The organism is Dactylosporangium sp. NPDC005572 (assembly GCF_040605515.1).
GTDB lineage: Bacteria > Actinomycetota > Actinomycetes > Mycobacteriales > Micromonosporaceae > Dactylosporangium.
The window spans coordinates 1-13247 of record NZ_JBEXCY010000055.1 but is presented as its reverse complement, the minus strand read 5'-3'; the positions used below and the strand labels follow the sequence as shown (position 1 = coordinate 13247).

Here is a 13247-nt window from a genome sequence, read left to right as displayed (position 1 = left end):
CCCACACACTCGCCCCACACCTCCGATCGGATCACGCCAGCGCCAGGGCCAGGGCCAGGGCGCCGACGAGCGGGGCGTCGTCGACGAAGGTGGCGGTCGTCAGCTGTGGCGGGAAGGGCACCGAGCGGGTGATGGCTGTCGCCACCCGCGGGAGGATGTGCGGGGCGGCACCCATCAGGCCGCCGCCGATGACGACGCGTTGCGGGTCCAGGGTGATGCAGAGGTTGGCGATCGTGCGGGACAGGGTGTCCAGTGCCTCGTCCAGCAGTTCGCCGACGCCGGGTTCGGCGTGCAGGTCGAACAGTTCGGCGGCGGTCACCTCCCGGCCGAGCAGGGCCGAGCCGCGGCGGGCCAGGGCGCTGCCGGAGACCGCCTCCTCCAGCGGGGCGTGGCCGTCGGCGAAGGCCGAGGCGGAGGCGGAGTCGCGCAGGTAGCCGATCTCGCCCGCGGCGCCGTGGGCACCGGGCAGGACCCTGCCGCCGGCCACCAGCGCGGCGGCCAGACCGGTACCCAGGTTGACGTACAGGCCGGTGTCGACGCCGCGGAGGGCTCCCCAGCGCAGCTCGGCGGCGGCGCCGGCGTTGACGTCGTTGTCGATCGCGACGGGGGTGTCGCCGAACTCGGCCCGCAGGAGCCGGGGCAGTGCCATGCCGTCCCAGCCGGGCACGTTCGGGGCCAGGCGGATCACGTCGTCGCGGACCACGCCGAAGGTCGAGACCCCCACCGCCGCCGGGGTGCTGAGCAGTTCCCGCGCGGCTGTCAGGGTGCGCTCGACGACCTGCAGCGCTCCCCCGGCGCCCAGGGTGCGCAGGCGCATCATGGTGTGCGGGCGGCCGTCGAGCGCGTCGACGGCCGCCGTTCCCAGCGCGACCTTGGTGCCACCGAAGTCGATCGCCAGTACGTGCCGCGTCACCTGGGCTGTCCCCGCCGGGCGAGCGAGTCGATCGCCACGGCGACGGCGAGGACCGCGGCGGTGACCATGTACCGCACCGAGGAGTCGACGTTGAGCAGCAGCATGCCGTTGGTGATCGACTGGATCACCAGGATCCCCAGCAGCGCGGCGTAGGCCCGGCCCCGGCCGCCGAACAGCGACGTGCCGCCGATGACCGCCGCGGCGATCGCCATGAGCAGGGTGTCGCTGCCGCCGGAGCTCTGGTTGACCGCGGCGAGCCGGCTGGCCGCGAGGATCCCGCCGAACGCGGCCAGGGTGGACCCGGCGACGAACGCGAGGACCCGGATCCGGGTGATGTTGATACCGGCCCGGCGGGCCGCCTCGGCGTTGCCGCCGACCGCGTACATGTGGCGGCCGAAGACGGTGTGCCGCAGCGTCAGGTCGAGGCACACGACCAGGGTGCCGAAGATGACGAGCAGCATCGGTACCCCGCGGTCGGCCGACAGCACCAGCACCACCACCGCGAGGACGCCGGCGAGGCCGGCCAGCCGCAGGGCCAGCCAGAGGCCGGAGGTGACCGGCAGGTCGGCCGCGCGGCGCAACCGCCGGTTGACCAGCGTGCCGGCGCTCCAGCCGGCGACGATGAGCGCGGCCACCAGCCAGCCGGCCCACGCGGGCAGCCAGGTGTCGCTCAGCCGGGCGAGGAGCCCCTCGAACGGCAGGTTGATGGTCCCGCCGCGGCCCAGCAGGTACAGCATCAGGCCCTGCCAGCCGATCAGCCCGGCGAGCGTGACGACGAACGAGGGCATCCGCAGCTTGGTGAACATCCAGCCGTGCAGCAGGCCGACCAGTACGGCGCAGCCGAGCGCCGCAGCGACCGCGACGAGCGGGTTCCAGTCGTGGCGCACGTACAGGATCGTCATGACCACCGCGCACAGGCCGCTGACCGAGCCGGCCGACAGGTCGATCTCGCCCAGCAGGATCACCATGATGATGCCGAGTGAGATGGTGCCGGTGGCCGCCATCTGCAGGGCCAGGTTGGTGAGGTTCTCCGCCGACAGGAAGTGCTCGTTGAGGGATCCGAACACGACCGCGATCAGGATCAGCCCGCCGACGACCGGCCACGCGCCGAGGTCGGTACGCGTCGCCGCACGCAACGGTTGCAGCGGCTTGACGAGCGTCGTGGTCATGCGGCGCCTCCGGTGATGGCGGCGACGACGGCCTCCGGGGTGGATTCCGCGGTACTGAACTCGCCGGCGTTGCGGCCCAGTCGGAGCACCACGATCCGGTCGCTCACCGCTCGCACGTCGGCCAGGTTGTGGGAGATGACGAGCACCGCCAGCCCCCGGTCGCGCAGGCGGCGGATCAGGTCGAGCACCTGGGCGGTCTGTTCGACGCCGAGCGCGGCGGTCGGCTCGTCGAGGATCACGACCCGCGGCTCGCCGATGAGCGCCCGGGCGATGGCCACGGACTGCCGCTGGCCGCCGGACAGCATCGCGACGGGCACCCGGATGTCACGGATTCGCACGTCCAGCGAGGACAGCAGGTCCCGGGCCGAGCGCTCCATCCGGATGTGGTTGAGCACCGTCCAGCGGCGGCGTTCGGCGCCGAGGAACAGGTTGCCGACGACGTCGAGGTTCTCGCAGAGCGCGAGGTCCTGGTGGACGGTCGACACGCCGAGCTGCTGCGCCTCGTGCGGGCTCGCGATCCGGACCGGGCGGCCGTCCTGCTCGATCATCCCGTCGTCCGCGGTGACGACGCCGGACAGGACCTTGACGAGGGTCGACTTGCCGGCGCCGTTGTCGCCCACCAGGGCGACCACCTCGCCGTCCGGCAGGTCCAGGCTCACCCCGTCGAGAGCCTGGACCGCACCGTAGCGTTTGCTGATGTTGGAGGCGGCGAGCACTACTGGATTCCCGCCTTGGTGCACGCCGGGACGACCGGGCCGGTGCAGATGTCGGATGCCTTGTAGAAGCCGTCCTTGACGATGGTGTCCTTGATCCGGTCCGCGGTGACCGCGATCGGGTCGAGCAGGAACGCGGGGATGTCCCCGGTGCCGTTGGCGACCTTCGTCGGCGCGGCCGGCTTCTCGCCCTTGGCGAGCGCGACGGCCAGTTCGGCCGACTTCTCCGCCTCCTGACGGATGTCGAGGTAGATGGTCATGTACTGCTCTCCGGTCAGGATCCGTTGTACCGCCGCGAGCTCCGCGTCCTGCCCGGTGATCGGCGGCAGGGTCGGGTAGCCGGCGCGCTTCATCGCCGCGATCGCACCGCCGGCCATGCCGTCGTTGGCGGACAGCACGCCGACGATGGTGTCCCGGCCGAGCGCGGTGATGGCCTGCTCCATCTCCTGCTGGGCCTTGTCCGGGCTCCAGTCGGGCGTGTCGAACTCGCGGCCGATCTGGACCTTGCCGTCGAGGACCTTGTGCGCGCCGGTCTTGTAGTCGGCCGAGCTGGGGTCGGTCGGCGCGCCGTTGATCATGACGATCTTGCCCTTGTCGGCCGTCCCGGCCTTGGTGAGCGCGTCCAGCAGGGCCTGGCCCTGCATCTCGCCGACCCGGACGTTGTTGAAGGAGACGTAGTACTCGTAGGTGATCTCGGAGATGAGCCGGTCGTAGGCGATGACCGGGACCTTCTTCTGTTTGGCCTGGTTCACCAGCGACGCGACCGCGCTGGCGTCGACGGCGTCGAGGACCAGCACGTCGGCGCCCTGGGCGAGGGCGGCCTCCACCTGCTGCTGTTGCTTGGCGGCGTCCTGGTCGGCGTTGGCGTAGAGCAGCTTGCAGTCGGCGCACAGCGCCTTCACCTTGGCCTCGAACAGCGGCCGGTCGAACGCCTCGTAGCGGGTCGTCTTGGACTCCGGCAGGAACAACGCGATCGTCGGCGCATCCCCGCCGGCCTGCTTGTCCCCGGTGCTGCCGCCACACCCGCTGACGACGGTGGCCGCGACGGCCACGACTGCGACGAACCATCTGGCTCTCACGGAGGGACACCTTTCCTCGGAGGGTTCTGCGAGCATGTTGGGCCACCCGGCGGGCTCATGGCAAGGTCCTTTACAAAATTGATAAATGACCTTTCCTAATGCGTGTGGGACCCTGTTCCCGTGCAGACCACCGGTACCGCCAGCACGACCAGCGTGCTGCGGGTGATGAACGAGCGGGCCGTCTTCGCCGAGACCTTCCGGCTGGGGACGGTGTCTCGCCCTGAGCTGGCCCAGCAGACCGGGCTGTCCAAGCCCACGGTGGCCGTCGCGCTCACCAACCTCGAACGCGCCGGGCTCCTGCGCCAGGTCGGGACGCGCGCGGGCGCCGCCGGACGGTCCGCGGTGCTGTACGAGGTGCGCCCGGAGGCGGGCTGGGTCTTCGCGGTCGACGTCGGCCGCTCGTACGTCCGCGTCGGGCTGGCCGACCTGGTCGGCACGATCGTCGCGCGCAAGGACGAACCCTCCCGCGGCACCCGCGCCCGCGACCTCGTCGCGCAGCTCACCCGCATCGCCGAGGAACTGGCCGCCACGGCCGGCATCACGCGCGACGACATCACGCTCGCCGTGTTCGGTACCCCCGGCATCCACGACAAGGCGACCGGCGCCCTGCACCTGGCACCGAACCTGCCCGGCTGGGACCGGCGCGGCAGCGTCGAACGGCTGGCGGGCATCGCCGGCTCGACGTACGTGGTGGAGAACGACGTCGACCTCGCAGCCGTCGGGGAGGCCACCTACGGACTCGGCCGCGGTGTGCGGCATTTCGTGTACGTGTCCATCGGCACCGGCACCGGCATGGGCATCATGATCGACGGCAAGCTGTACCGCGGGTTCCGCGGCGCGGCCGGCGAGATCGGCTACCTGCCGGTCGGCGAGGGCGACCCCCTGCTGGAGCAGCCCGCCGCGCGGCGCCGCGGCATGTTCGAGTCGGTGGCCTCGGCCGACGGCGTGGTCGCGCTGGCGCAGCGGCTGGGCCTGCACGACGCGGCGACGGCGAAGGACGTCTTCGACCGCGCCCGCGCCGGCGACGAGACCGCCCGGCTGGCCGTGTCGCGCGTGGTCGACCACGTCAGCCACGCCCTCGCCGGGATCACGGCGGTGCTCGACCCGGAACTCGTCGTCCTCGGCGGCGGCGTCGGCAGTCAGCCCGGCGACCTGCTCACCGGTCCGGTCGCCGAGCGGCTGCGCGATCTCGTCGCGCTGCGCCCGCCGCGCATCGAGGTCTCCACGCTCGGTACGGACGCCGTCCTGCTCGGCGCGCTCGCCGTCGGCCTGACCGACGCACGCGACCTGGTCCTCGACCGGACGGCACCCACCCGCTGACGACGACGCCCGGGGGCGGCGGGCCCGCTGACCCACCGCCCCGGGCTGCGGATCAGGGCACCGGCACCGAGACGGCCGGGACGTTGTACCCGCGCACCCGCAGATGGGCGGGCAACCCGCCCAGGTCGGCGGTGGCGTAGGTCGCCGTGACCTGGGTCGACTCGCCCGGGAAGAGCGAGACGTAGTTGTCGGTGTAGGCGACCGGCACGACCTCGTTGCCGCCGTTGCCGGCGGTCACCTCCGGGCGTACGAAGAACGCGATGTTGGTCGGGCTCGTGTTGGTCACCGTGATCGTGACCGTCTCCTGCCCGCCGGCGACCGATCGGGACACACCCGCGGTGACGCCGGTGTTGGTGGCGAGACTGTTCAGCCCGGTGAGGTTGGCGTAGGTCTTGACGCTGGTGGAGTACCAGTTCTTCTTGTTGCCCAGCGCGTCGGGCGTCGTGGAGTACCAGTAGAGGTTGTTGCTGACGGTCGTGCCGCTGGAGTCCTTCAACTGGAGGCGGACGAAGTACGTCGACGTCAGGCCCGTGACCGCCGGCAGGGTCAGGATCGGCGCGGACGCGTTCGCGGGCGCGGTGACCGGGACGCTGGTGCTGTACTTCTGGGTCAGGTCGGGGATGTTGTACACCGTGGCGGTGGCCGTCAGCCCGGCCCGGGCGGTGAGGGTGGAGTTCACCACGTAGGCGTTGCGGCTGAAGTGGTCGTAGGCGATGTGGACCGGCTCGGTCGCCTTCCTGGTGCCGTAGAACGATCCGCCCGGCTTGAAGTAGTAGTCGTAGAGGTTCCAGTGCAGCGCCGGCCAGGCGTTGTTCTGCATCCACCAGATGCTGCCGAACGACTGGGTGTGCTGCCGGGCGCTCCACGCCTCGAAGAACGACCGGGTGTTCTCGTAGTTCATCACCTCGGACTTCTTCGAGTAGTCGGCGGCGCTCGTCGTGGTCCCGTAGCGCTTGTTGAGCGCGTTGGTGTAGACGTCGGTGTTGTCGAAGACGCTGCCGCCCCGGCCGACGTGGTAGTTCCAGGCCGCGTTGCCGACCGGCCAGGTCTGCGCCGGGGTGAGGAACCGCGAGAGGCTCTCCAGCGGCGGCGGCGCCTCGGTACCCTCCTCACCCGTGGTGCCGAACGCCGAGCCCTGGCGGCTGAGATCCCACCACAGCACCGGCGGCTCCCACTTGTAGGGACCGTCCATCTTCATGCCCGCGTTCGCGTTGGACCAGGTCGCGACGTTGTCCACCGTCGGGTTCTGCCAGTGCAGGGCGGCGGCGATGCTCTTGTACGCGCTCAGGTGCGCCGCCGTCGGCGGCATGTCGCTGCCGTAGTTCCACATGAACGTGCTGGCGTGCGCCCGCAGGGCCCGCATCTGGGTGTTGAGCGACGCCTGGGCGACGGTGGTCTGCTCCGCCGTCCAGCCGCTGTCGTTCTCCCAGGCGCTGCAGCAGACGAATCCCGGCATGATCATGATGCCGGCCGCGTCGGCGAGGTCATAGAGCTCCTGGTTGCCCAGCGTCCCTTCGAGGCGGATCGTGTTGAGGCCCATGCCCTTCACGTAGTCGACGTGTGCCCTGTTCGTCCTGGTGTCCCACCGTTGCAGCAGGTCCCAGACGTACCCGCCGCCGCGGAACAGGATCGGCTGGCCGTTGACCTTGTACCCCACGAAGGAGGTGCCCTGCACCGTCGTGCGGTAGTCGGTGAACTGCCGGACACCGAAGTTGACCGTCTTGCTGTCCGACGCCGCCCCGGACACGCTGGCCGCCGTCGTGACCTGGTACAGCTCGGGGCTGCCGAACTGGTACGGCCACCACAGCACGGGGTTGACGACGTGCAGCTGCGGGTAGCCGGCGGGGTCGAAGACGAGCTCGCGGCGCTCCCCCGCCGCCAGCGTCACGGTCTGGCTGGCCGTGATCGTCGGCTGGCCCGGCTTGCTGATAGTGGCGGTGACGGTCGTGGTGACCGGCGCCGCCGTCGCGTTGATCGCGTCGGCGTAGACGGTGAGGTCGGCCGTGTTGGTGGCGGGCAGCGGCAGGACGGTCCTGACGTACGGGTCACGGACGGCGACCGGACCCGTCGTGTCGACGAAGGTGCGGCCCCAGATACCGGCGTTCATGTCGGGCGCCTCGGGGTTCCAGTCGACGGTGCACACCGACAGGTCGGCGCAGCCGTGCCGGGGCGGGGTCACCCGGATCGCGACGGCGTTCGACGCGCCGGGCACGATGGCGCCGGTGACGTTGTACTCGTGCGCGACGAACGTGCCGACCGCGTTCGCGTCGAGCTGCGTGCCGTTGAGCCAGACCTGGGCGCGGTAGCTCAGGCCCTGCAGCCGCAGCCAGTAGACCTGCCCGGGGCTCGCGGCCGCGGCGGTGAACTGGCCGCGGTACCACCAGTCCTGGCCGGTCAGGTCCGGCACCGACTGCAGGTTCGTGCCGGCGTAGATGTTGGTGTAGACGTTGTTCGCCACCAGCCCGGCCAGCACGGTGGAGGGCAGGGTGACCGGGCTCCAGCCGGCGGTCGGGTAGCCGACCTGGGAGATCGTGGCGCCGGTGGCGGCCAGGCCGGTGGCGGAGCGCAGGGCCCAGCCCGACGTCAGCTCGGTGGAGCCCACGGTGGCGGCCGAGGCGTCGCCGGGGCCGAGCGCACCGATGGTCAGCACCGAGGTCACAGTGAGCAGGAGCGCGGCCAGCGCCCGCCGATACATCATCCGATTTCGTGACATTTTGCACCTCCGACGGGTGTGCGGAGCCGCACGCCCGTGGCGTCGCGGCTCCGCCGGCGGGTTACGAGCCGCTCGGCCAGGTGACCTGGGTCGAGTGGTAGTAGTTGATGCCCATGACGCGCCAGCGCGGTCCCTGCGCACCGAGGCGCTGCTTGAACGCGGTGAGGTTGTGCGTGCTCCACGGCGACCAGCCCAGTTCGGCGATCGCGGGCAGCCGCGGGAAGGCCATGTAGTCGATGTCGGCCGTGGTCACGAGCGTTTCCGTCCACAGTGGTGCCTCGACGCCGAGCACGGCGGTCTCGCCGACGCCGGTGAGGTAGGCGCCCGGGTTCCACTCGTACGCCGTGTTCACGTCGATGAGACCGGCCCACTTCTGCCCGAGCCTGGTGTTGTTGCGGTACTTCATGTCCAGGTAGGTCTTGTTGGCCGGGGACATGACGACCTTGGTGCCGTTCGCCGCCGCCGCGGCCAGCGGCGCGTTGCTGGTGGTGGTGCCCCAGAACTGGGCCACCGTCGAGGACTGCAGGGGCGCGTTGGCCACGTCGTGCCATCCGACGACGGTCTTGCCGTGCGCGGCGACGATCTGCTGTGCCCGGTTGATGAAGTACGAGTAGTCGGCCGCGGTGGTGGAGCTGGCCTCGTCGCCGCCGATGTGCACGTACGGCCCCGGGGTCAGCGCGGCGATCTCCCCGATCACCTGGTCGATGAACGTGTACGTCAGCTCCAGCGGCACGCACAGCGAGCTGAAGCCGACCTGCGTGCCCGTGTACCGGGCCGGCGCCACGCCGTTGCAGTTGAGCTGCGCGTACGAGGCGAGCGCGGCGTTGGTGTGCCCGGGCATGTCGATCTCGGGGATGACCGTGATGTACCGGTCGGCCGCGTAGTTCACGATCGCGGTGTAGTCCGCCTGGGTGTAGTAGCCGCCCGGTCCCCCGCCCACCTGCGTGCCGCCGCCGTAGGTCGCCAGGTTCGGCCAGGAGTTGATGGCGATGCGCCAGCCCTGGTCGTCGGACAGGTGCAGGTGCAGCACGTTGATCTTGTACAACGCGAGCTGGTCGAGGTACCGCTGGACCTGGGCCACGGTGAAGAAGTGCCGCGCCACGTCGAGCATCGCACCGCGGTGCGCGAACCGCGGGTGGTCGACGATCTGCCCGCCCGGCACCGGCCACGGTCCGGACTGCGGTGTCGCCGCGTCCGCGGTCACGGGCAGCAGCTGCCGCAGCGTCTGCACGCCGCGGAACAGCCCGGCGGGCTGGTTCGCCCGGATGGTGATCGCGCTCGCGGTGATGTCGAGCTGGTAGCCCTCGGCACCGACGCCGGGCGGCGCACCGGTGAGCAGCAGGGCGATCCCGTCGGTCGGGCTTGCGACGGTGGTGACGACCGGCAGCGGCAGCCCGGTCGAGACCCGCATCCGGGTCGCGAGCTGGTTGGCGACCGCAGCCGCCGGCGCGGAACCCGGTGCGGCGTAGATGGCGGTGCCCGCGGTGATGGCGTAGCTGACGCCGGGGGTGGCGGCGGCGGTGACCGGGACCGGCACCACGGAGGTGAACGCGACCGCGGTCGCGGCGGCGGCGGGAGCGGCGGTGCCGGACAGGAGGGCGGCGGCGACGGCGAGGCCGGCGAGGGCCGCACCGAGTCGCCTGGGCCAGCGGGGGACGATCATGGCGGTCCTCTCACAGAACGCACCAGCCCGTCGGCGGGCCCGTGCCCGCCGTCAGGCATTTGAAGTTGACGATCCCCAGTCCCGTCAGGATCGCATCGTCCGGATTGAATGGCAACTTTCCTGACAGAAATGCATCGCCCGTCGACGCATCACCCGCCGCCACCATGCGGTCGTTGCAGCCGGTCAGCCTGCTACGTCATTGGCCGGGGAGTCGCGCGGGGGCGGGTTGAACCGGGAGTACCCGCCGAACGACCAGCGCAGGCCGAGGCCGGCCGTGACCTCGACGACGTGCTCGACCCCGAAGTCGACGAAGCGTTGGGCGCCGGGGGTCGTCGCGGCGCGGGCGGGGTCCCAGTCGACGCGGGCCCGGCCGGTCAGGTGGAGGGTGTGGCCGTGCTCCCAGTCCAGGAAGAGCAGCCCGCAGCGCCCGTCGAGCTCAAGGTTGCCCAGCGTCGAGAACATCGCGTTGCCGGCGTAGTCGGGCCAGCTCAGGTGGCGCGCGTCGGCGACGGTGACGAAGCCGGGGTTGCCGCCGCGGTGTGACGCGTCGGCGCCCAGGCCCGGGGCGGCGCTGGCGATGAAGAACGTGTCGGCCGCGGCGATCCAGCGCTGCTGCGCGGCGGAGAGCGACCCCGTGCGCCGGGCTGCGCGGGCCGTCGGGGCCGGTGGCGCGCCTTGCGGGTACCTGGTCTGCAGGTACTTGAGGCAGTTGGCGTACACCTGGTCCGTGTCGATCACCAGCCGGTCGGCGGTCCGGCGGGCCCGGCCGTTGGCTCGCATCCGCCGGCGGGTGGCCGGGTCGATGACGAGCAGGCCGATGTCGCGCTCGGCGCCGAACCGACCGGCGAGCGGGTCACCGGCGCCGGGCAGCCGGCCGACGACGATGGTGCGCTCGCCGTCCGCGGCGACGAAACCGGGCGGGCCGGTGAGCGGGCCGGCCCAGACCGCGCCGTCGCCGTCCGCGGCGCCGATCACGACCAGCCGCTGCTCGGCGAGGAACCGGGCGGCCACCGCCGGGACGGCCGCGCTGACCTCGCGGGCCTCGACGGCCGCGCCGGCCCGCAGTCGAACCGCGCGCTCACCCGCGTGCTCCATCGTCCCTCCCGGCGCCCGCGGCGCGGGTTAGAAGAACCCGCAGGTCGGTGCGGCCGGGGTCGGCGCCGCCGTGCCGTCGGCGCCGGTCAGCGCATAGATCTCCAGCCGGATGCCGTCGGGGTCGGTGAAGAACACGCCGCCGGACGAGGCGCCCTCGCCGTGCGGCACCACACCCTCGTAGACCAGCGTCGCGCCCAGTTCCCGCAGCGTGGCCTCGGCACGCCGGACCGCCTCGATGTCCGGCGCCTGGAACGCCAGGTGGTGCAGGCCCGGCAGCGCCGCCGGGAACTCGCCCGTGCTCTGCTGCCACAGCGTCACCACCGGCCGGCCCTCGCGACCGAGGAAGGCGAACCGCCGCTCGCCCGCCGCCGGCTCCGCGATGACGTCGAGCTCGAAGACCCTGGTGTAGAAGGCGGTCGAGCGGGCCAGGTCGGTGACGTTCAGCCCGACGTGACCGGTGTCGAGGGTGGGCGTTGCCATGCGCTGCCTCCGCCGGATCTAATGGTTATGGCTCCGATATCCGTTAGATACGATGACATGGCTCATCGCGTACCGTCAATGGGTCACTATGGGCACCATGCAGTCGATCCACCTCAGCGCGGGCGGGGCGCCGCTGCTGGGCGAGCCGCCGCCCATCGAGTTCGCCAACACCACCTTCGCCATCCGCGGCCGGTTGCGCGAAGGGCTGGACACGACCGGCCACCTCGCCGCCTGGCTGCGGGACATGCACCACCGCCTGGCGGTCGCGCTCACCGACGAGGATCTGGACGGCCTCACCGGCGACGACCTCGCCGTGGCGCACGACCTGCGCACCACCATCCGGGCCGTCGCCGACGCCATCGTGCACGGGCGGGCACCCGACGCGGACGCCGTCGCCGCGCTCAACGGCCACGCGCGCCGGGCGCCGCGCTGGCGCGAGTTGCGCTTCGACGCCGAGCCACGAACCGGTGCGCCGCGAACTGAGATCCGTAGTCACGCGCGGCCCGTCGCCGCGGCGCTGTCCACGCTGGCCGAGGAGGCCGCCGAGCTGTTCGCCGGCCCGGCCCGGCCCGAACTGCGCATCTGCCCCGGCCCGAACTGCGTGCTGTACTTCCTGCGCGGCAGCACCCGGCGCGAGTGGTGCACACCGGACTGCGGCAACCGGGCGCGGGCCGCACGGCACTACAGCAAGACCCGCCGGCCGCACTGACCTGAGCCGTACCGACGCCGGTCGTGACGCCCGTGATGACCATCGCATGTAGACCGCCATGGGTCTCGATGGGCCGGCGCTCCCCGCACACACTGGGGAGTGCGCGGGGGCGCCGGGGGTCGCGCAGCCGCCGGGCCCGGCAGGCCGACTGTCAAGACCCATTCCTATGGGCGTCATCGATGTCCGCAGCGTTACACCGCCATCACCCAAGCGCGGTCGGGCGGCACAACCGAGCTGACCATCGCCCCACGTCAACGCCAGGTCAGCACCCGCTGGCACCGGTCGTGCCGGGTCCGGTCGACGCCGTGACCACACTTGCCCCCATCGGTAGAAACGTTATACCATTTGCCAAACGTGTGATTGACCCCGGAGGACCCATGGGCAAGAGCGGACGCGTCTTCGTGCGTGGACTGACGTCGCAGACATACGGACTCGGCGAGTTCCGGCGCCAGCAACTGGCGGTCGATCGCGTACGCGACGACAGCGTCGTGGTCGACGACGCCAAGGTCGCGCACTCCGGCGACAGCGCGAAGAGCCGGACGTGGTGGCGGATCGGCCCCGGCGACGAGGACTTCCTCACCCAGACGATCCAGGTGCACTTCGTCGAGCTGCCCCCGGAGTCGTCCAACCACGGCCACGGCCACCAGAACGAGGCCGCCTTCTACATCCTCGAGGGCCGGGGCTACGAGATCCACGACGACCAGCGGTACGACTGGAACACCGACGACCTCGTCTTCGTGCACACCGACTCCGTGCACCGGCACTTCAACCCGTACCAGGAACGCGCGGTCGCCCTGGTGGTAAAGGCGAAGTGCACCTGGATGTTCATGGGCCTGATCCAGCAGGGCCGCTCCGGCCCGGTCGAGGGCGAGGAGCGCTTCGGCCCGCGGGAGGACTGGTCGCGGATCTGGACGCCGGGCGTCCTGGACCGCAAGAAGGTGATCTCGCCGGCGGACACCGTCTGGCAGGACACTCCCCTGGGCCGGGTCCGGGTCATGTCCGCACCGGACCGCGTCGACGCGCGCATCTTCAGCGTCGACGCCTTCGAGCTCGACATTCCGGCCGGCGGGCACAGCGGCAAGTACTGGAAGATGGCCGACGAGGTCTACTACGTCCTCGACGGCGGGGGCTACGCGTTGCAGTGGGAGGTCGAGGCGGAGATCGCCGAGAAGTACTACGCGCGCATCGCCGTGGAGCCCACGCGGTACGAGGTGCGCCGCGGCGACACCCTGTACGTGCCGCAGAACCACGTCTGCCAGCTCTTCGCCGCCGACGGCACCCCGCTGCGCCTGTTCAACGCGCAGAACCGGGTCTTCAAGCACCTCGGCTACGACACGGTCCACTACTTCGAGCCGGCCTCGGCGCCGACCGCCTGAGCGGCCCGCGGCGCCGC

At 71.4% G+C, this 13247-nt stretch carries 12 protein-coding genes; 3 read left to right on the top strand and 9 right to left on the bottom strand.

Annotated features, from left to right (window positions below):
• Positions 1–31: 31 nt before the first annotated feature.
• Genes ABZS66_RS25390 through ABZS66_RS25375 form a run of 4 tightly spaced genes read right to left on the bottom strand, consistent with a single transcriptional unit; the run spans position 32 to position 3874 of the window.
• On the bottom strand, positions 32–913 hold the full coding sequence (locus ABZS66_RS25390) for an ROK family protein (RefSeq protein ID WP_354761671.1): 882 nt from the start codon (positions 911–913) through the stop codon (positions 32–34).
• Positions 910–2082 (bottom strand): sugar ABC transporter permease, encoded by a 1173-nt coding sequence (locus ABZS66_RS25385; protein ID WP_354761669.1) that lies wholly within the window; start codon positions 2080–2082, stop codon positions 910–912. The genes ABZS66_RS25390 and ABZS66_RS25385 overlap by 4 nt, the downstream gene beginning before the upstream one ends.
• Complete coding sequence (locus ABZS66_RS25380; RefSeq protein ID WP_354761667.1) at positions 2079–2798, bottom strand: ATP-binding cassette domain-containing protein; 720 nt, start codon at positions 2796–2798, stop codon at positions 2079–2081. The genes ABZS66_RS25385 and ABZS66_RS25380 overlap by 4 nt, the downstream gene beginning before the upstream one ends.
• On the bottom strand, positions 2798–3874 hold the full coding sequence (locus tag ABZS66_RS25375) for a sugar ABC transporter substrate-binding protein (protein WP_354761665.1): 1077 nt from the start codon (positions 3872–3874) through the stop codon (positions 2798–2800). The genes ABZS66_RS25380 and ABZS66_RS25375 overlap by 1 nt, the downstream gene beginning before the upstream one ends.
• Positions 3875–3994: 120 nt before the next feature.
• Between ABZS66_RS25375 and ABZS66_RS25370 the strand changes: the two genes are divergently transcribed.
• Positions 3995–5194, top strand: a complete 1200-nt coding sequence (locus ABZS66_RS25370; protein WP_354761663.1) for an ROK family transcriptional regulator — start codon at positions 3995–3997, stop codon at positions 5192–5194.
• Positions 5195–5246: 52 nt separating this feature from the next.
• On the opposite strand, the gene ABZS66_RS25365 is transcribed toward ABZS66_RS25370, so the two are convergent.
• From ABZS66_RS25365 to ABZS66_RS25345, 5 genes are all read right to left on the bottom strand, one after another.
• A complete protein-coding gene (locus ABZS66_RS25365) occupies positions 5247–7907 on the bottom strand; it encodes a glycoside hydrolase family 2 protein (RefSeq protein ID WP_354761661.1) in 2661 nt (886 codons plus the stop codon).
• A gap of 61 nt (positions 7908–7968) precedes the next feature.
• The gene (locus ABZS66_RS25360) at positions 7969–9570 is read right to left on the bottom strand and encodes a family 20 glycosylhydrolase (protein ID WP_354761659.1); all 1602 of its coding nucleotides are present in this window, start codon (positions 9568–9570) and stop codon (positions 7969–7971) included.
• A gap of 10 nt (positions 9571–9580) precedes the next feature.
• Positions 9581–9736, bottom strand: a complete 156-nt coding sequence (locus tag ABZS66_RS25355) for a hypothetical protein (protein WP_354761657.1) — start codon at positions 9734–9736, stop codon at positions 9581–9583.
• A gap of 17 nt (positions 9737–9753) precedes the next feature.
• Positions 9754–10665: a pyridoxamine 5'-phosphate oxidase family protein gene (locus ABZS66_RS25350; protein ID WP_354761655.1), complete on the bottom strand. Its 912-nt coding sequence runs from the start codon at positions 10663–10665 to the stop codon at positions 9754–9756.
• Between the two features lie 27 nt (positions 10666–10692).
• The gene (locus ABZS66_RS25345; protein WP_354761653.1) at positions 10693–11145 is read right to left on the bottom strand and encodes a VOC family protein; all 453 of its coding nucleotides are present in this window, start codon (positions 11143–11145) and stop codon (positions 10693–10695) included.
• A gap of 97 nt (positions 11146–11242) precedes the next feature.
• On the opposite strand from ABZS66_RS25345, the gene ABZS66_RS25340 reads away from it, so the two are divergent.
• Together ABZS66_RS25340 and ABZS66_RS25335 are read left to right on the top strand one after the other, a co-directional pair.
• A complete protein-coding gene (locus ABZS66_RS25340; RefSeq protein WP_354761652.1) occupies positions 11243–11854 on the top strand; it encodes a CGNR zinc finger domain-containing protein in 612 nt (203 codons plus the stop codon).
• A 377-nt stretch (positions 11855–12231) separates the two neighbouring features.
• Positions 12232–13230: a cupin domain-containing protein gene (locus ABZS66_RS25335; protein ID WP_354761650.1), complete on the top strand. Its 999-nt coding sequence runs from the start codon at positions 12232–12234 to the stop codon at positions 13228–13230.
• Positions 13231–13247 lie beyond the last annotated feature (17 nt).